Raw genomic sequence first — 19,672 nt, 5'->3', positions numbered from 1 at the left:
GGAGCGGCCTCCTTTTGCGCTCTCCGACGGGCTGCGCTACGCCTAGGGGTTGAACAGGCCGGACTTTGCTCCGATGTTGGCCGCATCCAATCAAAGCAGGATTCCCGACACCCATGGATCACCCAGACATCGTCAACGCCCTCGTGCCTATCGTCATCGAGCAATCGAATCGGGGCGAGCGCAGCTTCGACATCTATTCGCGTCTGTTGCGCGAGCGGATCGTCTTCGTGACGGGCCAGGTAGAGGATCACATGGCAACGCTGATCACGGCGCAGCTGCTCTACCTCGAATCGGAGAATCCGAAGAAGGATATCTTCATGTACATCAACTCGCCGGGCGGCGTCGTAACGGCGGGGATGGCGATCCATGACACCATGCAATATATTCGGCCGCGCGTCGGCACGGTGTGCATGGGCCAGGCTGCCTCGATGGGCGCGTTCCTCCTCGCGGCCGGCGAGCCGGGCATGCGCGTTGCGCTGACCAATGCCCGAATCATGGTTCACCAGCCGTCTGGCGGTGCTCAGGGGCAGGCTACCGACATCGAAATCCAGGCGAAAGAAATCCTGCGTATTCGGCATCGCATGAACGAGCTGATGGCCAAATTCACCGGTCAGACGCTCGAGGCCATCGAAAGCGCAGTGGAGCGTGACAAGTTCTTCAGCGCTGCCGAGGCGAAGGATTTCGGCTTGGTTGACGAAGTGTTCGAAAAGCGTCCGGCACCGGGTGAAGGCGACACCACCCATCAGGCGGAGGCCGCTTGATCTTGCTCCCTCCTCCGGCGTGCCGGGGGAGGGCCCTTCTGCCGGGACGGGGAGTTCCCGGACACTCGCTTCGGCCGGAACAAAAGACCGGTTGGCGCACTCCCCAGAGTTCCTCCCGCGCCGCGGGCGCGGCACGGGTGGGACGTTAATCTATAGGCCATTGTGACTGTGGCATAATACAGTCTACTGTGGCCCCGTGGCAGAGGGCGCATCGGCGCCTGATAGGAAGACTATGACGAAGCTTAGCGGCAGCGACTCCAAGAGCACTCTCTACTGCTCCTTCTGCGGCAAATCGCAGCATGAGGTGAGGAAGCTCATCGCTGGCCCCACCGTGTTCATCTGCGACGAGTGCGTCGAGCTGTGCAACGACATCATCCGGGAGGAGACCAAGTCCTCGCTGGTGAAGACCCGCGACGGGGTTCCGACGCCGCTCGAGATCTGCAAGCATCTCGACGACTACGTGATCGGCCAGAGCCACGCCAAGCGCGTCCTGTCGGTCGCGGTCCACAACCATTACAAGCGCCTTGCCCACGGCTCCAAGAACGGTGAGGTCGAGCTCAGCAAGTCAAACATCCTGCTGGTCGGCCCGACGGGCTGCGGCAAGACGTTGCTCGCGCAGACGCTCGCCCGCTTGCTCGACGTGCCGTTCACGATGGCAGACGCGACGACGCTGACCGAGGCCGGGTATGTCGGCGAGGATGTCGAGAACATCATCCTCAAGCTGCTCCAGGCCTCCGACTACAATGTCGAACGGGCGCAACGCGGCATCGTCTACATCGACGAGATCGACAAGATCAGCCGCAAGTCTGACAATCCGTCGATCACCCGCGACGTCTCGGGCGAAGGCGTGCAGCAGGCTCTGCTCAAGCTGATGGAGGGCACCACGGCCTCCGTGCCGCCGCAGGGCGGACGCAAGCATCCGCAGCAGGAGTTCCTGCAGGTCGACACGACGAACATCCTGTTCATCTGCGGCGGCGCCTTTGCGGGGCTGGAAAAGATCATTGCCGACCGCCTGCAGGGCAAGTCGATCGGCTTCGGCGCCTATGTCGCCGCGCCGGAGGAACGCCGCACCGGCGAGATTCTGCGCCAGGGCGAACCGGACGATCTCCTGAAATTTGGCCTGATTCCTGAATTTGTCGGCCGTTTGCCAGTGATCGCGACCCTGGAGGATCTCGACGAGGTCGCCCTGGTCAAGATTCTCAAGGAGCCGAAGAACGCGCTGGTGAAGCAGTACGCCAAGCTGTTCGACATGGAGGACGTCAAATTGTCCTTCACCGACGAGGCGCTGATCGCCGTTGCCAAGAAGGCGATCGAACGCAAGACCGGCGCCCGCGGCCTTCGCTCGATCTTGGAGAACATCCTGCTCGACACGATGTTCGACCTGCCGTCGATGGACGGTGTCGACGAGGTGATGATCGACAAGGACGTCGTCGACGGCCGCAAGGAGCCGGTGCGGATCTACGCCAAGAAGGCTGAAGACGCGGCCTGAATGGGCCTCGGACAGTGACAATGGGAAGGCGCGCGCCGAAAGGTGCGCGCCTTTCTCCGTCTCGGTTAAGCCGCTTTGCCGTCCCGCTTTGGGGCCGTCAGAGGGCCCCGACAGAGTGGCTGCTTCCGCCCGCTGCTGCTTGCCGCTAGACAGACGGCGTGGTGACGCTTTCTACTCCGGCCGCAGTGCTGCTGGCGCTCTTTTGCGGCGCCTGGCTGACGCTCGCGGTCTGGTTTTCGCTGCGCGCTGCCCGGCGCACCAATTTCGCCGCCGGACTGACAGTCCAGGCGGATCGGGCCAGCGCGCTGCTCGCGGCATCACCGGCAATGCCGCTGATTGCCGACGCGAGCGGCCGGGCAGAGGCGTCGTCCCGCCTCGCCCATGCTTTAGGGCTCGATGTCTCGCCAGCCAGGCTCACCGATCTTTCGAGGGATGGCGCCGGACTTGAGCCGGAGGCTGCCGAGCTCCTCGCGGAGCGGGTGCGCGATGCGGCGCTTACCGGGGCCACCTTCTCGCTGCCGGTGCGCGCCCACGGCTCCGCGCGCGTGTTTCAGGTGCGTGGCGGTCCAGCCCCGCCGCCTGCGCCCGTCGGCTCGGTGCTTCTCTGGTTCACCGATGCGACAGAGGCTGAGGAGCAGATCGGCGCCCTCCGCGAGCGCGCCGATCGACTCGCCGCCGCGCTCGACGCACTGACCGGCCTTATCGAAGCAGCGCCGTTTCCGATGTGGCATCGCGGACCCGATCTGCGGCTGACGATGGTCAATGGTGCCTACGTGCGCGCGGTCGAGGCCGACAACGCGGCGAGCGTCACTGCCGGTGGCATCGAGCTGATCGACGAGAGCGAGGGCAGTGCGGCGCGCCAGGCGCACATGGTGCGCGAGAGCGGAATCCCGTCCGCGCGCACCGTTCCGGCCACCATCGCCGGAGAGCGGCGGACAATGCGCGTGGTGGAAGTCCCGCTTGGGCAGACAGGAGTCGCCGGCTATGCGATCGACGTCGAGGATCGGGAGCAGGCGCGTGCCGACCTCACTCGCTTTGTCAGTGCCCAGCGCGACATGCTCGATCGACTGTCCGCCGGTGTCGCCCAGTTCGGGCGCGACCGCAGCCTGATCTTCTTCAACCAGCCGTTTGCGCGGCTCTTCTCGTTGCGCGCGGAGACGCTCGCCGACGGCCCCGAGTTCAACCGGCTGCTCGACGGCATGCGGGAGGCCGGAAACCTACCCGAGGTGCGCGATTATCCGGAGTGGAAGCGTGATCGCGGCCGCTGGTTCACCGAGACGCTGAGCGCCGAGGAAGAGGACTGGCTGCTCCCCGGCGGCCGACACCTGCGGGTCGTTGCGCAGCCTCTGCCGGATGGCGGTCTGCTTCTGATATTCGAGGATCGCACCGAGCAGCTCCAGCTCGCCTCCGCCCGCGATACCCTTTTGAGGGTACGTACGGCCACGTTCGACAATCTGTTCGAGGCGGTCGGCGTCTTCGCATCGGACGGGCGGCTCCACCTTTGGAACAATCGCTTCCGTGAGCTCTGGCAGTTCGAGGAAGAGCAGCTCGCCGCGCATCCGCGCATCGATGCACTGACCACCCATATCGGGCGCAAGCTCAAGAATGCCGCGCATGCCAGCCTGGTGCGCGAGCTGGTCCGCAGCGCGACGGTGGAGCGCAAGCAGAGGGGTGGACGCGTTTCCTTCCTCGATGGACGCGAGTTCGAGTTCGCCGCGGTACCGCTTCCGGACGGTAATGCACTCTTCACAATGCTCGACGTCACCGCGAGCCGCACCGTCGAAGCGGCACTTCGCGAGCGCACGTCTGCACTGGAAGAGGCCGATCGTCTGAAAACCGCCTTCGTGTCGAACATGAGCTACGAGCTGCGCACGCCGCTGACGTCGATCGGGGGCTTCGCCGAGATGCTCGCGGGCGGCTATGCTGGCGAGCTTCCGCTCACCGCGATGGAATATGTCGGGGCCATTCTCGAGTCGGTGGCGAGGCTGGGAGCCTTGATCGACGACGTGCTCGATCTCACCCAGAGCGACAGCGGCAGCCTCCTGCTTGCCGAGGACGATGTCGACATCGCCGCAATGTGCAAGGAATCGGCGGAGATGTTCCGTGATGCGGTCGAGCGCAAAGGCATAGAATTCGCAGTCCGGATCGAAGGCCATGCCGGACGGGTCACCGGCGATCGCCGCCGCCTGCGTCAGGCGCTAGACAACGTGCTCAAGAATGCGTTCGCCTATACGGGGGAGGGTGGGCGTATCCTTCTGCACGCCGGCGGCACGCGCGCGGTCGCCGAGATTACCGTTTCCGACAATGGCCGCGGGATTCCCGCTGCCGATCAGACGCGTGTCTTCGATCGGTTCAATCGCGCCACCGGCCCCGCGTCCGGCGAGGAATCTGCACTCGGCCTTGGTCTTCCGCTCGCCAAGCAATTTGTCGAGGCGCATGGCGGCCGGATCGATCTCGTCTCCGAGCCGGGATCGGGCACCACCGTCACCTTCAGGCTGCCGCGGAAGCCCTTGTGATCCGGCTCGAAGGGCCCGAGGCAACCGAGCGGATGGGAGCGCGCCTCGCCGCGAGCCTGCGCCCCGGCGACGTGGTTGCGCTCTACGGCGATCTGGGTGCGGGCAAGACCACATTCGCGCGCGGCGTGCTGCGCGGGCTCGGCTTCTCGGGTGATGTCGGAAGCCCGACCTTTCCGATCGTGCTGCCGTACGAAGAACTCGCTCTGCCGATCTGGCACGTCGACCTCTACCGGATCGAGGATCCGGAGGAGCTAGGGGAACTCGCGCTCGACGAGGCGCTCGACGGCGGTGCCCTGCTCATCGAATGGCCCGAGCGGATGGGCACCGCTTTGTGGCCACATGCGCTCAAGCTGACCCTGGCGCGGGACGGAGAGGGCGCTCGCGCCTTGACAGCCGAACTGCCCCCGGCTTGGGGAGCACGATGGCCTCCCCGATGATTCCACCGGCGTCCGCGCCCGACTTCCTCGCGAAACATGGTTGGGGCGGGGCCGAGATCCGACCGCTCGCCGGCGATGCCAGCTTTCGGCGCTATTTCCGAGTCTACAAGGGCGGCGCGACGGCGGTACTGATGGATGCGCCGCCCGAACATGAGGATATCGGGCCTTTCCTGCGGGTCGCCGGCCATCTGATCGACCGTGGCTTCGCGCCGCCGAAGCCGCTCGGCATCGACCGCGAACAAGGATTGCTCCTGCTCGAGGATTTCGGCGACGCCCGTGTCGGTCCGTATCTCAGGGATGTGCCGGCCCGCGAGACGGACATTTACGATTCCGCGGTCTCGATACTCGCCCGCCTGAGTGAGGAGCCTGCCCCGGCCGATATTCCACCGTATGACGATGCGGCGATGGCACGCGAGGTGTCGCTGTTCACCGAATGGTACGCGCCCGCTTTGGAGATCGAGGCCGATCAGGACGCCTATCTGCCGGCATGGCGGCAAGCCTGGGCGGACGTGCTGCGCGTTGCCACCGAGGCACCGGTGATGGTGCTTCGGGATTTTCATGCCGATAATCTGATGGTGCTCCCGGGGCGCACCGATCTTGGGCTACTCGATTTCCAGGACGCACTCGCCGGCCACCCGGCCTATGATCTCGTCTCCCTCCTGCAGGACGCGCGGCGTGACGTGCCGCAAGCGTTGGAAGAAGCAATGCTGGAGCGCTATTGCGCGCTCGCGAGGGTGTCCGATCCGGCGCTGTTCCGCGCCCATTATGAAGTGCTCGGTGCACAGCGGAACACCAAGATCCTCGGCATCTTCACACGATTGTGGAAGCGGGACGGTAAGCCGCTCTATCTCTCCCTGCAGCCCCGCGTATGGGGCTATCTCGAACGCAATCTGGCCCATCCCGCCCTTGCCCCGGTGCGAGCCTGGTTCGATGCCAATGTGCCTATCGGTCGGCGCGCCGCCGCCTGGAGCGATTACGCGTGAGCTTTACCCGCAAGACGCTTGCGATCCGTCCGGATCCCGCAGCGCACGTGCCCGAGACAGCGATGGTGATGGCCGCTGGCCTCGGCAAGCGCATGCGCCCGCTCACCGCGACCCGGCCCAAGCCGCTGATCGAGGTCGCGGGCAAGCCGCTGATCGATCATTGCATGGACAAATTGCGAGCCGCGGGCGTCCGCAAGGCCGTGGTCAACGTCCATTATCTCGCCGACTCGCTCGAAGCCCATCTCGTCCACCGCGTCGCCGACATCGAGATCGTGATCTCCGACGAGCGCGCCCAACTGCTGGAGACCGGCGGCGGACTGATCAGGGCGCTTCCGCTTATCGATGCCGATCCGTTCTTGGTGATCAATTCCGACAATCTGTGGGTCGATGGCCCCGTCGATTCGCTACGCCTGCTCGCCGCCGGCTGGGACGATCAACGCATGGACGCCCTGTTGCTGCTGGTGCCGCTCGCACGAGCGCACTGCCATCGTGGCCAGGGCGATTTCCACATGGCGGCCGATGGCGCGCTCCGCCGCCGCAAGCCGGGCACCGTTGCGCCTTTCGTGTATACCGGCGTTCAGATCGTGGCGAAGCGCCTGCTCGACGCAGAGCATCCGGAAGGCCCGTTCTCGACCAACATCTTCTGGAACAAGGCGATGGAAGCGGGCCGGTTGTTCGGCATGGCCCATGAAGGGCTCTGGTTCGACGTCGGTGCGCCCGAGAACATCCGAAAGACCGAGGACATTCTCCAGGGTGGCTGAGTCTTTCCAAGCGGCCGCGCCTGCCGCTACGATCGCCAGGTGAGCTCTCCGACACAGCCTTCCGTCTTCAGCATTCCGCCGCACCGCGCCTTTGCCGATGCGCTCGCGGCGGGGTTGATCGCGCAGTATGGCGGTGGCGAGCTCGGGCTGGCCCAAGGCATGGTGCTGGTGCCCAACAATCGTGCGGGGCGAGCGATTTCCGAGGCTTTCGTCCGGCGCTCGGACCCTGGCGGACTGTTGCTGCCGAGGCTGATCCCGGTCGGCGATCCGGAACTGGACGAGCGAGTGGGCGGTGCGCTCGATCCGGTCGATGGGGGAGATCCGGTTCCGCCGGCTATCGACCCGGTCGAGCGGTTGTTCCTCCTGGCGCGCCTTGTCGAGCGACAGATGGACGGCATTGATGCGGCGGAGGCGCTGCGCCTCGCCGAAGATCTTGCCAGGACGCTCGATCAATTGCTGGTCGAGGAGGTCGACCCCGCGCGGCTTCGCGATTTCGCCGCCGATGTGCCGGATCTCTCGATCCACTGGCAGGCCTCGCTTGCGCGGCTGACGGTGATCCTCGATCAATGGCCGCGAGAGCTCGCCGCCCGCGGTCGGATCGATCTTGCCGATCGCCGTAACCGGCTGCTCCATGCCGTCGCGCGGCGGTGGCGCGCCGAGCCGCCACGCGGCTTCGTCTGCGCTGCCGGCATCACCAGCGCCGCGCCGGCTATTGCCGCCCTGCTTCGCACCGTGGCGCGCCTGCCTGCCGGCAGCGTGGTACTTCCCGGGCTGGATCTCGACATGCCCGAGGAGGAGTGGCAGGCGTTGGGGCCGCACGTTCCCGACCCTGTGACCGGACGGCGGCGGGCGTCGATCGAGACGCACCCGCAATTCCACATGAAGCTGCTGCTCGACCGCATGGCTGTGGGCCGCGGCGAATTGCAGCGCTGGCGCTGGGGCGGCGGACGTGATGCGCCCGCAGTGCGAAGCCGCGCGATCACCAACGCGATGGCGCCCGCGACGTTCACCTCGAAATGGCAGACGCTGCCGCCGGTCGAGCGTCGGCTGTCCGGGGTACGAGCGCTCGAACTGGCGGACCCCGCCGAGGAAGCGCAGGCGATCGCCGTGGCCCTTCGCGAATCGCTTGAGGAGCCCGGCAGGACGGCTGCCCTGGTCACGCCGGATCGGGTGCTCGCGCGACGTGTCGCTGCCCATTTGAATCGGTGGGAGATCGAGGCCGACGACAGCGCAGGACGGGCGCTTCCCCAAACGCCACCGGGAACACTGCTGATCGCGCTCGCCGATGCCGCCGCCGAGCAATTCGCCCCGGTGCCGCTGCTTGCGCTTCTCAAGCATCCCTTGATACGTCAGGGCGAGGAGCGCCTTGCCTGGCTGGACGGTGCACGGCTGCTCGATCTCGCCTTGCGCGGACCGCGCCCACCGGCGGGTCTTGCCGGCATCTTCGAATATCTGTCGGACTGGTCGGGCCGGGACCGGGACCTTCGCAAGGCGGCGCTCGCCTGGTGGAAGGATGTGGCGCCGCTCCTGCAGCCGCTCGAAATCGCCTTTCGCGCTGTGCGTACGAGCGTGCCGACATTGCTCGCGACGTTGCGTGAAGCGGCGTCGACACTGACCGGAGAAGCAGCCTGGGCCGGGCCTGCGGGGCGAGCGGCGGCCGAACTGCTGACCGCCGTGGAGCCCGCTTCCGCTCATGGTCCCTCGCATGCCGCGCCCTCGACCCTGCCGGCCATCATCGAACAATTGATGTCGGGCGTTGCCGTACGCCCGCCTTACGGACAGCATCCGCGCATCTTCATCTGGGGTTTGCTCGAAGCGCGTCTTCAACAGGCCGATCTGATGATCCTCGCTGGCCTGAACGAAGGCAATTGGCCTCAGCTTCCCACGCCCGACCCGTGGCTTGCGCCGCGGCTTCGCTACGAGCTCGGCCTTCCCGGGCTCGAGCGGCGGATCGGGCTTTCGGCCCACGATTTCGCCTCGGCGCTTGGGGGGCGCCAGGTTCTGGTCACGCGCGCCCGGCGCGACAGCCGCGCTCCGGCCGTCGCCTCGCGTTTCTGGCTTCGACTGGAAGCGATGACCGGCGGGCTCACCCGCTCGCCCCTCCACAAGAGATGGGCGCAGGCGCTCGACCGCCCGAGCATCTATTCACCCGCTGCGCGGCCGGCACCTGCACCGGATCCAGGCGTGCGTCCACGCACGATCTCTGTGACCGAAGTCGATCGCCTGAAGGCCGATCCCTTTGCTTTTTATGCCCGGCGAATGCTGCGACTCGCAACGCTCGACTTGCCCGACGCCGATCCCGGCGCGGCGTGGCGCGGCACTGCGGTTCACGCCGTACTCGAAAGATGGATGAAGGAGGATGGGTGCGATCCGGCCAAGCTGCGCCCCCGGGCGGAGCAGCTTCTCGCGGAGAGCAACGCCCATCCGCTGATGCGCGCCTTGTGGCAGCCGCGACTCCTCGAAGCGATCGACTGGATTGCCGCGCAAGTCGCTGAAAACGTAGCGAACGGACGACTGCCGGTTCGCGCTGAAGCCTGGGGAGAGGCTGATATCGCCGGCATCCGGCTGCACGGCATAGCGGACAGAATTGATCGTCTCGTGGACGGCAGTCTGGCCATCGTCGACTACAAGACCGGCACTCCGCCGGGGCCGAAGGCGGTGGGTGAGGGCTATTCGATGCAGCTCGGCCTCCTCGGCCTGATCGCCGAGCACGGCGGTTTCGCCGACATCGAAGGTGTGCCCGCATGCTTCGAATATTGGTCGTTGGCCAAAAAGGCAGGCAAGCTCGGCTACGTCGCCAGCCCCGTCGCTGGCCGCAACGGCATAGATCCCGCGGAGTTCACGACGTTGGCCGCGCGCAACTTCATCTCAGCGGCGGAGGCATGGCTGACCGGGGACACGCCGTTCACCGCCAAGCTCCACCCGGAATACGCACCCTATGGCGATTACGATCAGCTGATGCGTCTGGACGAATGGTATGGGCGAGAAGGATAGGTTCTTCTTACCCCCCACACTCGAAGAGCCTGAGATCAGCGCTTTGACGGAACTTCGAACAGTCTCTTCAGGAAGACAGTCTCAACTTCACGCCGCAAGTCATTGTTCGGCTTCTTCAAAAATCCATGCCCTTCGTCTGCGAACAGGACGTACCAGGTTTCGACGCCCCTGCTCCGGAGCTGCTCCACGATCTGCTCCGATTCCGACTGCGGTACACGGGGATCGTTGGCGCCCTGCATGACCAGCATCGGCTTCTTGATCGCCGAGACGTTGGCGAGCGGGGAGATCCGCTCCAGCACCGCGCGCATCGCGGGGTCACGCTCGTCGCCATATTCGGCCCGGCGATTGTCACGGCGGTACGCCTCGGTGTTCTGGAGGAACGAAATCCAATTGCTGATGCCGTAGCGCTCGATGCTACCAACGACGCGATCGGCATAATGGGTGGAGACAGCGAGCGACATGTAGCCGCCATAGGATTGGCCATAGACAGCGATCCTGGCGGAATCGAGATCCGGCTGCCGTCCGATCCAATCGAGCAGCGCGCCGATATCCTTGACGCTGTCCTCCCGCTTCGCGCCATTGTCGAGGTTGAGGTACGCCTTGCCATAGCCTTCGCTGCCGCGAACATTGGGCAGTATCACCGTCGCGCCGAGCTGATCGGCAAAATATTGCGCGCCGGGATTCCAGCCGGGCCGGGTTTGCGACTCGGGACCGCCATGAATGTCGACGATCACCGGCGTGCGCGCGCCGGCTTCAGCGTTGCGCGGGCGATAGACAAACGCCGGGACGGAGAGCCCGTCGAACGATTGGAAGCGGATCAGCCGAGGCTCCGCAAGCGTCGCCGGCTCGAGGCCGCCAAGCTCCGAATGGGTCCAGCGCGTCAACCGCGCCGCGGTGACGTCCCAGGCCCAGGCATCGCCCGCCGACGTCGCATTGGTCATGCTGATCCCGAGCGTCTTTCCGCCGGGTGAGAATTTGAGACCCGTCAGCACCCCCCTGGGCAATTGCGGCTGGGGCAGGGCACGCCGGGTGCGAAAATCCTGCACCGCGAGACGAGAAAAGCCGTCTTCATTCGTCGCATATGCCAGGACCCGACCATCGTTGCTGAGGTCATAGCGTTCGACCTCCCATCTGGATTCACCGGAAACCGGCACGCTCTTGCCCGTCTGCAGGTCGATCTCGACCAGGCGAAGGACATCGCTGCCCTGATCGGTGATCACCAGGATCGCTGCGCCTCCGCGCACGAAGCGCGGATCGATGTATCGTGCGGGGGTGCTTGTGAACGGAAGCTCGGCGGCTTGGCCGGTCGCGACGTCGAGCATCGATAGGCGCATCTCTCGGTTGGAGATTCCACGCGTCAGCAAGATGCGCGTGCCGTCGGGTGATATGTCTGCCGGCGCGATCGCGCCCTTGCCCTGATAGGCCACGCGGCGGCTTGTCGGATCGGCGGGCTCGGCGATGAGGATGGCGTGGTCGCTCGAGCCCTTCACCGCGCGCGACCAAGCCAGCACCTTCCCGTCCGTGCTGAGCACCGGCGACTGGTTGCGGGTGCCCGGCTCGGTGAGCTGGACCGGCGCACCGGTGATCCCCATTGCGTAGAGCTGAAACCATTCGTCGCCGCCCGCATCGCGGGATAGCAGAAACCGTTCGCTGCCGGGAATGTGCCAAACGCCCGAGACAGGCTCGGAGAAGAACGTAAGCTGGCTGCGGTCAGCGCCGGGGCCGAGCACGCGGTGAACCTGACGCGTCGTGCCGAAGCGCGTGGTGATCAGCATCGACCCGTCGTCCAGCCAGTCTTCGAATTCGGCTTCGCGGTAATTCTGGAAGCGCTGGACGGCCTCGCGCACGATGCTGGGTATCTCTGGCACGTTCTGCAGGGTTGCGCTTCCCACCTGCTGCGTCTCGACCGGACGCGGTTGGGCGGGCAGCGGCGCGGCGGCGGTGAACAGCAGAGCGGCGAGGCAGAAAGCGCGCATGTCGATCCTTCGGCAGTGAAGCGCATTATCCTGCCGCCGCCGAGACCAAAAGAAAAGCGCCCGGCCGGAGGACCGAGGCGCTTTCTTCCGTGTGTCGCTTTGGCGTTAGCGGCAGCGGCTGATCACGTTACGCTGCACGTGCCGGCCAAGGAGCGCTCCGACGGCGGCGCCGAGAACCGTGCCGGTCGCGCGGCTGCCACGGCTGTCGATCTCTCGGCCGACGAGGGCGCCGGCGGCGCCGCCGACGACAAGGCCGGTCGTGCCGTTCGGCTTGCGGCAATAGGTCCTGCCATCCGAGCCGCGCCACGTCTGTCCGTGATAGACTCCCGTGTCGCGGGCGAAGGCGGTGCTCGCCGGCAAGGCCGGAACGGTGAGGCTGGTGGCCGCCAGGGCGAGAACGATCTTACGCATGACTAACTCCTCCGAATCGATGAGAAGTGTCTAGCGCGAGTCGCTTGAGCCCTCGCTGAACTTGGTCGACAGGCGAGGTTCAGCCCTCGCTCTTGTCTCCCTTGCCGCGCCGATTGGCGTAGAGGAGCGCGGCGACGATCGCTGCCGAGCCGATTCCGATCGCAGCCCCGGCGACGATCTTCTTGTTGCGATCGCCCTCGCCGTCTTCCGCCCGCGTGGCCGTTCCGGTCTTCCTTGAGGGGCGGGGAGGGGTTGGTTTCTTGGTCATCGGCTGTTCTCCTGCGTTTATCGCCCTCCTAGAGGAGGGATCCGGCGGTCGCCAAGTCCGCACCGCGACGCAAGCCACGCACGGTCCACCCGCCGGGCGCAGGGGAGGGGCACCCCGTCTCCCGTCGCGCGTTGCCGGGACAATGATGATGCGAAGGAGCAGTGGCCATGACCAACAATAGCGGCGGCGCCACCAACAACCAGGGCGGCGCGTCCAAGCCGCCCCAAGGCGAGCGTGACGCGGAGTATGACGACACCACCGGCAACGTTGCCGTGCGCGGCGAGAAGCCTTCGCCTGAGAGCCGGGCTCGCTCCGAGACCACCAGCCACGCCGTGGGCGGCGCGATCGACGTCGATCACACCCACGATCGCGCGAGTTGACGACGTCATGACCGGTCCCGGCGCTTGCCCGTCGCGGCCCGCACCTGTAGCGCTCTCGGCATGCACTTCGTCGTCATCGGCAAGGACAAGGGCGCCGGCGAACTTCGCCGTCGCAATCGCGCGGCCCATCTCGACTTTGTGGCGGGCGAGCAGGACAAGATCGTCTATGGCGGTCCGCTGATCGAAGATGGTCGAATGATCGGGAGTCTGTTCGTGTTCGATCTGCCAGATCGCGCCGCCCTGGACACCTATCTCGCCTCGGATCCCTATTTCGTGCAGGCGATCTTCGAGACGATCGAAATCTACGAAAGTCGCTGGCTGGTGCCTGAGCGCGAGCCGGGCTTCCTCACGGCTGAGGCGGAGCGCGCACGAGCCGCGTCCTGACGGCAATCGACAAAGCTGAGAGGCGCGGCGGCCGTCATGCCGTCCGCCGCGCCATCCCCGTCATTCTTTGATCGACGCCATGTCGATGACGAAGCGGTACTTGACGTCGCTCTTCAACATCCGCTCGTAAGCCGTTTCGATCTCCTGGATGCGGATCGGCTCGATGTCGGAGACGATGTTGTGCTCGGCGCAGAAGTCCAGCATCTCCTGGGTCTCCGCGATGCCCCCGATCAGGGAGCCGGCGAGGCTGCGGCGACGGAAGATGAGCAGCCCGACGGAGGGGGAAGGATGCGGCTCGGCGGGCACGCCGACCAGCGTCATGGTGCCGTCGCGCTTCAGCAGCATCAGAAACTGATCAAGGTCGTGGGGTGCTGCGACGGTGTTGAGGATGAAATCGAAGCTGCCGGTGTGCGCCTTCATTTCGCTGCGTTCGCGCGACACGACGACCTCATCGGCGCCGAGTGCCTTCGCGTCCTCGCGCTTGGAAGGTGAGGTGGTGAAGGCGACGACATGGGCGCCGAGCGCCTTGGCGAGCTTGATCCCCATATGTCCGAGGCCGCCGATGCCGACCACGCCGACCTTTTGCCCGGGCCCGACCTTCCAGTGGCGCAGCGGCGACCATGTGGTGATGCCGGCACACAGCAAAGGTGCGACCGCAGGCAGCTGATCGCGCGAATGGCGGATCTTGAGAACGAACTCCTCGCGCACCACGATGTGATCGGAATAGCCGCCATAGGTGTTGCCGCCATCTTCCTGAGCGGGGCCATTGTAGGTGCCGGTGAAGCCACGCTCGCAATATTGCTCGAGCCCCTCCTGGCAGGACGGGCAGCTGAGGCAGGAATCGACCATGCAGCCGACGCCGACCACGTCGCCGACCGCGAACTTGGTGACGTCACTGCCGACCGCGGTCACCGTGCCGACGATCTCGTGCCCAGGAACGCAGGGATAGCGAGTGCCGCCCCATTCGCTGCGCGCGGTATGGAGATCGGAGTGGCAGACGCCGCAATGCTCGATTGCGATCGCGACGTCGTTCGGCCGAGGATCGCGCCGTTCGAACGAGAAAGGCTCGAACGGCGTGGTTGCGGATTGGGCGGCATAGGCACGGGTGGGGATCATGACGGTTCCTCCGAAGGGCGTTGCCGCGCGCTTAGCAGAGGTGAAGCGCCTCGCAAGGGCTCGGCGCCCAGGCGCCCGCGGGGATCGACCGGTGCGCGATCGATCCCAGAGCGGGTCAGGCCGCGCGGCGGATCATCGTTCCGCTGCGCACCGACGAGTCCACCCGGAAGCTGCCGGTCTCGGTCGCGAGCGCCTCGGCTTGCGACGTCAAGGAGGCAGCCGCCGCGGAGGTCTGCTCGACCATCGCTGCATTCTGCTGGGTCATCCGATCCATTTCGGTGATCGCGATGTTGACCTGGGCAAGCGCCGAGCTCTGCTGGTCGGCGGCAAGCGCGATCTGACCGACGAGACCCGAGACTTCGTCGATCGAGCCGATGATCCGTGCGAGCGCCTCGCCGGCCTCGCCGACCAGGGTCACCCCGCCTTCGACCTGCTTGGAGCTGTTGGAGATGAGCGTTCCGATCTCCTGTGCCGCGTCCGCCGAGCGTTGGGCGAGGGCACGCACCTCATTGGCGACCACCGCGAAAGCCCGGCCAGCTTCCCCGGCATGCGCCGCTTCCACCGAGGCGTTGAGCGCGAGGAGATTGGTTTGGAACGCAATCTTGTCGATCACGGCGATGATCTTGGTGATCTCCTGCGAGCTCCTCTCGATCTCCGCCATCGCGGCAACCGCGTCGCCGACGACTTTGCTGCTTTCCTGGGCATCCGCCTGGGTGGCGCGAACAAGCTTATTGGCTTCGTTGGCTCCCGCCGCGCTGTTGTGCACGGTTGCGGTGATCTCGGTCATCGCCGCTGCGGTCTCCTCCAGCGAGGCGGCCTGCTGCTCGGTGCGGCGCGAAAGATCATTCGACGCCTGGCTGACTTCGGTCGATCCGGTGCGGATTGCCGACGCATTGGCGCTGACGCTGCCGATCGTGTCGCGCATGCGCGCCAGCGTCTGATTGTAGCTGCGCTCGAGCCCCGCAAAGCTCTGCGGAAGACCGCTGACCTCCGCGGTAAGATCGCCATCGGCCAAACGCTTGAGCGCACCGTCCAAAGCCTCGGTGGCACGGGTCCGTTCAGACTGCGCTTCCTCGATATAGATCGAGATCGAGAGCTCCATATCCATCAACGCCGCCTTGACGATCGCTGCGGTGACGTCTTCTGCGGCGGGCAAGCGGAACAGGCTGAGCAGCCGGCGCCAGGGCGAGTAGCGCTGCGCGACACCCTTGATCAGATTCTCCACGACCAGCGCATAGGCTGCGACATACCATTTCGGCTCGAGGCCGATGCGTGCGTGGACGGATCCGATCCGGCGGACGCTATCATGATAATCCTGGTCGAACCGACCGCTTGCGATCCGGCGCCAATGGGATTGCTGGGCGGCCTTCGCCTGGTTCATGTGCCCTGCATCACGGAAGAAGGCATTCGTCTCAGAATTGGCCCGTGCAGCGGCGTAGAAGCGGTCGAGCGCCGGACCGATCAGTTCGGCCACGTCCGACTGGGCGGACGCAAGCAGATCGCGTTGCGCCCGATCCATCTGCATGAAGTCGAGGCGGGATCGAAGATGATCGGTCATGGAAACTCCGTTCAGACAGGCACCGCTTAGTGCAGCGCTCCTTTGCTAAAGTTTATAGCGGCGTCGATGGCGCCAACCTGCTGCTCCACCTCCGTATTTTCCCGGAATGGACGGCATGACGGCACCGATCTCCGGCCGCGAGGCTTCACATTGCCCGCCACTTCCCCGAGAGAAGGCGCATGTCCCGTCGCCTCCGCCCCCTCAACCAGCTCAAGGACGAGCAGCAGCTTGCCTCAAGTCCCCGCGACCATGCGGCGCTTTCGGCATCGGCCGGCACCGGCAAGACCCACGTCCTTACCGCCCGGGTGCTGCGCCTGCTCCTTTCCGGTGTCGATCCATCCTCGATCCTGTGCCTTACCTTCACCAAGGCGGGCGCCGCCGAGATGGCCGATCGCATCCACGAACGGCTGGCTTATTGGGTCAGGCTCGAAACCACGGAGCTTCGCAGGGAGTTGTTCGCGCTCGGGGAGCCGACGGACGACCCGAGCGTCGCGCGGGCCCGCACTCTGTTCGCACGGGTGCTCGACGCCGCCGGCGGCGGGCTCCGCATCCAGACCATCCATGCCTTCTCGCAAAGCCTGCTTGCCGCCTTTCCGACCGAAGCCGGATTGGTGCCCGGATTCCGACCGCTCGATGGCCGCGAAGAGCAATTGCTGGCGCGCCAGACGCTTGCCGAGATGCTGGTCCGCGCGGAAGAGGGCAGCGATCTACCTTTGATCCGCGATGTCCAGGCGCTCAGCCACCGGTTGGGCGAAGCCGGCGCTGAGGCATTCCTCCGCGCCTGCGCGCGTGCGCAGGCACCGATCGAGGCACTTGGCGCCCGTGAAGGAATTGAAGCCAAGCTCCGCCGAGTCTTCGATCTTCCTGCCGGCGATATCGACGCAGCGCTCGCCGACGGCTGCTGCGACGACGCCTTCGACGTCCGCAGCCTGGAACGGATCGCAGACGCGAATCGCCTCTGGGGCACGGCGACAGGCCTTAGTTGCTGCGACGTAATCTCTGCCTGGCGTGGCCGCGGCAACCCGGCGCGCGCGGATACTTTAGAGGAGCTGGCGGCACTTGTGCTGACCAAGTCCGGTGATCCGCGCAAGGTGACCGCCGGATTGGCCAAGGTGGACCCGAACTATACCGAGCATGCGGGACGGTTGGCCGAATGTTGCCGCGCGCTCCTCCAGATGCGGAGGACGGCAGGTCTGGTGGCGTGCCTCGCCGCCGGACTGCGGGCCGGGCAGACCTTCGCCCTCGCCTATGGCGCTGCGAAGCGCGCCGCAGGGGCCGTCGATTTCGACGATCTCATTCGCCGCGCCGAGGCCCTGCTGCTGACGCCCGGAATCAGCGAGTGGGTGCGCTACAAGCTCGATCAGGCGACCGACCACATCCTGGTCGACGAAGCCCAGGACACGAACGAGCGGCAGTGGAACATCGTCCGCGCGCTCACCCTCGAATTCTTTGCCGGCGAGAGCGCCTCGCAGCGGCCGCGGACCATCTTCACCGTTGGCGACTACAAACAGGCGATCTTCGGCTTCCAAGGCACCGATCCGCAGGCGTTCGAGGTCGCCCGCGCATGGTTCGCCGGAGAGGCGGGCGCGGTCGACCGCGATTTCCTCGATCTCTCGATGGATCGAAGCTTTCGATCCTCGCCCGAGATTCTAGCCGTCGTCGATCGTGTGATCGAAGAACTCGGTCACGGGGCTCTCGGCCTGCCGCGCGCTCCCAATCCCCATGTGGCACATCATGCCAGCCGGCCGGGCTCCGTCACCTTATGGGCGCCGTTCACCGGGGACGGGGGCGAGCCGGAGGACGAAGCCGGCGAGGAGGGCTGGGTCTCCGACACCGTGCGCGTCTACGCCGGTAGGATCGCCAGGCAGATCCGCCTCTGGCTGGACGATCCATTCTTCGTAGCGTCGAAGGCGCGCCCGCTGCGGCCGGAAGACATTCTCGTCCTCGTCCGCCGCCGCGGCGACTTGGCATCGTTGATCGTGGCCAGGCTTCACGCGGAAGGGGTGCCGGTCGCGGGCGTCGACCGCCTGCTGCTGACGGCGCCGCTTGCCGTTCAGGATCTGCTGGCCGCAGCCCGCTTCGCCATGCAACCGCTCGACGACCTCAACCTGGCTTCGCTGCTCGTCTCGCCCCTGTTCGGCTGGACCCAGGACGATCTCTATGCCGCCGCTATTGGCCGTGAAGGCGGGCTCTGGCCGCGGCTGCGCACGCTGGCAGACCGGCCATCGCAGCTTGCCGAAGGGTTCCGGGATCGTCTTGCGGAGACGATGCGCGGTCTGTCGGATATCCTGAGCATGGCTGATTATGCCACGCCCCACCAGTTCCTGGAGACGATCCTCTCCGGCCCTTCCGGCAGCCGCAGGAAGTTGCTCGAACGCCTCGGCCCTGAAGCACGCGATCCGATCGAGGAATTGCTCGCCTCCGCGCTGGAGTTCGAGGCGAATTCGGCGCCTTCGCTGCAGCGTTTCCTCGAATGGTTCGCCCGCGGGGACGTCGAGATCGTTCGCGACCCTTCGGCGCCGCTCGACGCGGTGCGAGTGATGACCGTGCACGGCTCGAAGGGTCTGCAATCGCCGGTGCTGATCCTCGCCGACGCCTGCGCCGACCCGGATCGGAAGGGCGGCGGCATCGGCGGAAGCTTCACCAGCCTGACGCTCGCCGAGGAGGACATCGAAGTGCCGATCTTTCGCCCCCGCAAGGACGAGCTGGTGGAGCCACTCGCCTCCGACATTGCCGCGATTGATGCGGCCGAGCGCCGCGAGCATTGGCGCCTGCTCTACGTCGCGCTGACCCGCGCTGAGGAACGTCTCTACGTCGGCGGTGCGTTGGGTCCGATGGCCAAGGGCGCACCGCCTTTGGCGAGCTGGTATCGCGCGATCGAGACCGCGCTGTCTACGCTCGGCGGCGGTTGGGAAGAGGACATGCTGTGGGGGCGGAGCCTCCGCCATGGCCCGTTGCCGAAGCCGGCGTCGGCCGACCCGCGCCGCGTGCCCGCCGCAGTCGCTCTGCCCGAATGGATTCGCAGGTCCGCGCCGCTCGAAGCCCGTCCGCCGCGGCCGCTTGCCCCGTCCGCGCTCGGGGAAGACGATGTCAGCGATCCGCCGCCGTCTCCAGCCCTGCGCGACGCGGCGGCCCGCGGCCGACTGCTCCACCAGCTGTTCGAGCGCTTGCCGGATGTGCCGCCGGCCGAGCGTGCAACCCGCGCCGAGCGCTGGCTGCAGCAAGCCGCCGGCGTTGGCGACGCAGCACTGCGGCAGTCTCTGGTCGAGGATGCATGCCGCGTGATCTCCGATCCGCGCCACGCCGAGCTGTTCGGGCCGGAGGCACTTGCCGAAGCCCCCATCGCAGCCGTGGTTGCGGACGGACTGGTGGTCTCCGGGACGGTCGACCGACTGCTCGTCCAGCCAGGGCGCGTCGTTGTCGCCGATTTCAAGACGGGACGGCGCGCACCGACGTCTCGTGATGCGATCCCGGTCCCCCATCTGCGTCAGATGGCGGCCTATGCCGAGGCGCTGCGCGTGATCTTCCCGGGTCGTCGGATCGAGGCGAAGCTCCTCTACACCTCGGTGCCGATGCTCCACGATCTGCCGGACGAACTGCTTGCGCGCTACCTGCCGCAAGCCGCTTGAGACGGCGCA

At 66.1% G+C, this 19,672-nt stretch carries 15 protein-coding genes; 10 read left to right on the top strand and 5 right to left on the bottom strand.

Translation table 11 applies throughout. From position 1 onward, the window contains the following. Nucleotides 1-113 precede the first annotated feature (113 nt). The 7 genes from clpP (at nt 114) to addB (ending at nt 9,941) form a co-directional block, all read left to right on the top strand. Nucleotides 114-761 (top strand): ATP-dependent Clp endopeptidase proteolytic subunit ClpP, encoded by a 648-nt coding sequence (gene clpP, locus C7I55_RS22340; protein WP_106515254.1) that lies wholly within the window; start codon nt 114-116, stop codon nt 759-761. A 232-nt stretch (nt 762-993) separates the two neighbouring features. Then, the gene (clpX, locus tag C7I55_RS22335) at nt 994-2,250 is read left to right on the top strand and encodes an ATP-dependent Clp protease ATP-binding subunit ClpX (RefSeq protein WP_106515253.1); all 1,257 of its coding nucleotides are present in this window, start codon (nt 994-996) and stop codon (nt 2,248-2,250) included. Nucleotides 2,251-2,411: 161 nt separating this feature from the next. After that, nucleotides 2,412-4,766, top strand: a complete 2,355-nt coding sequence (locus C7I55_RS22330; protein WP_106515252.1) for a sensor histidine kinase — start codon at nt 2,412-2,414, stop codon at nt 4,764-4,766. Then, nucleotides 4,763-5,203 carry a tRNA (adenosine(37)-N6)-threonylcarbamoyltransferase complex ATPase subunit type 1 TsaE gene (gene tsaE, locus C7I55_RS22325; protein ID WP_269845233.1) on the top strand — a complete coding sequence of 147 codons (441 nt, stop codon included), beginning with the start codon at nt 4,763-4,765 and terminating at the stop codon, nt 5,201-5,203. The genes C7I55_RS22330 and tsaE overlap by 4 nt, the downstream gene beginning before the upstream one ends. Continuing rightward, entirely contained in the window at nt 5,188-6,186 is a 999-nt protein-coding gene (locus tag C7I55_RS22320; RefSeq protein WP_233222357.1) for an aminoglycoside phosphotransferase family protein, read from the top strand. Before tsaE ends, C7I55_RS22320 begins: the two co-directional genes overlap by 16 nt. Beyond that, nucleotides 6,183-6,947: a nucleotidyltransferase family protein gene (locus C7I55_RS22315; RefSeq protein ID WP_106515251.1), complete on the top strand. Its 765-nt coding sequence runs from the start codon at nt 6,183-6,185 to the stop codon at nt 6,945-6,947. Before C7I55_RS22320 ends, C7I55_RS22315 begins: the two co-directional genes overlap by 4 nt. A 39-nt stretch (nt 6,948-6,986) precedes the next feature. Beyond that, nucleotides 6,987-9,941: a double-strand break repair protein AddB gene (addB, locus tag C7I55_RS22310; RefSeq protein WP_106515250.1), complete on the top strand. Its 2,955-nt coding sequence runs from the start codon at nt 6,987-6,989 to the stop codon at nt 9,939-9,941. A gap of 35 nt (nt 9,942-9,976) precedes the next feature. Here addB and C7I55_RS22305 read toward each other — a convergent pair whose 3' ends face one another. From C7I55_RS22305 to C7I55_RS22295, 3 genes are all read right to left on the bottom strand, one after another. Then, on the bottom strand, nt 9,977-11,917 hold the full coding sequence (locus tag C7I55_RS22305) for a S9 family peptidase (RefSeq protein WP_106515249.1): 1,941 nt from the start codon (nt 11,915-11,917) through the stop codon (nt 9,977-9,979). Between the two features lie 105 nt (nt 11,918-12,022). Beyond that, nucleotides 12,023-12,328 (bottom strand): glycine zipper 2TM domain-containing protein, encoded by a 306-nt coding sequence (locus C7I55_RS22300; protein WP_106515248.1) that lies wholly within the window; start codon nt 12,326-12,328, stop codon nt 12,023-12,025. Nucleotides 12,329-12,407: 79 nt separating this feature from the next. Beyond that, nucleotides 12,408-12,596 (bottom strand): hypothetical protein, encoded by a 189-nt coding sequence (locus tag C7I55_RS22295; protein WP_106515247.1) that lies wholly within the window; start codon nt 12,594-12,596, stop codon nt 12,408-12,410. Between the two features lie 167 nt (nt 12,597-12,763). On the opposite strand from C7I55_RS22295, the gene C7I55_RS22290 reads away from it, so the two are divergent. Beyond that, a complete protein-coding gene (locus tag C7I55_RS22290) occupies nt 12,764-12,976 on the top strand; it encodes a hypothetical protein (protein WP_106515246.1) in 213 nt (70 codons plus the stop codon). Nucleotides 12,977-13,036: 60 nt separating this feature from the next. Then, nucleotides 13,037-13,360, top strand: a complete 324-nt coding sequence (locus tag C7I55_RS22285) for a YciI family protein (RefSeq protein WP_106515245.1) — start codon at nt 13,037-13,039, stop codon at nt 13,358-13,360. A gap of 60 nt (nt 13,361-13,420) precedes the next feature. Here C7I55_RS22285 and C7I55_RS22280 read toward each other — a convergent pair whose 3' ends face one another. Both C7I55_RS22280 and C7I55_RS22275 read right to left on the bottom strand, forming a co-directional pair. Then, complete coding sequence (locus tag C7I55_RS22280) at nt 13,421-14,473, bottom strand: NAD(P)-dependent alcohol dehydrogenase (protein ID WP_106515420.1); 1,053 nt, start codon at nt 14,471-14,473, stop codon at nt 13,421-13,423. A 118-nt stretch (nt 14,474-14,591) separates the two neighbouring features. Continuing rightward, on the bottom strand, nt 14,592-16,034 hold the full coding sequence (locus tag C7I55_RS22275; RefSeq protein ID WP_106515244.1) for a globin-coupled sensor protein: 1,443 nt from the start codon (nt 16,032-16,034) through the stop codon (nt 14,592-14,594). Nucleotides 16,035-16,213: 179 nt separating this feature from the next. Between C7I55_RS22275 and addA the strand changes: the two genes are divergently transcribed. Next, complete coding sequence (gene addA / locus C7I55_RS22270; protein ID WP_106515243.1) at nt 16,214-19,663, top strand: double-strand break repair helicase AddA; 3,450 nt, start codon at nt 16,214-16,216, stop codon at nt 19,661-19,663. Nucleotides 19,664-19,672 lie beyond the last annotated feature (9 nt).

Source organism: Allosphingosinicella deserti, from assembly GCF_003012735.1.
In the GTDB taxonomy this organism is placed as follows: domain Bacteria; phylum Pseudomonadota; class Alphaproteobacteria; order Sphingomonadales; family Sphingomonadaceae; genus Allosphingosinicella; species Allosphingosinicella deserti.
Note: the sequence above shows the minus strand (reverse complement) of the source record. Positions and strands in the feature narration are given on the sequence as shown.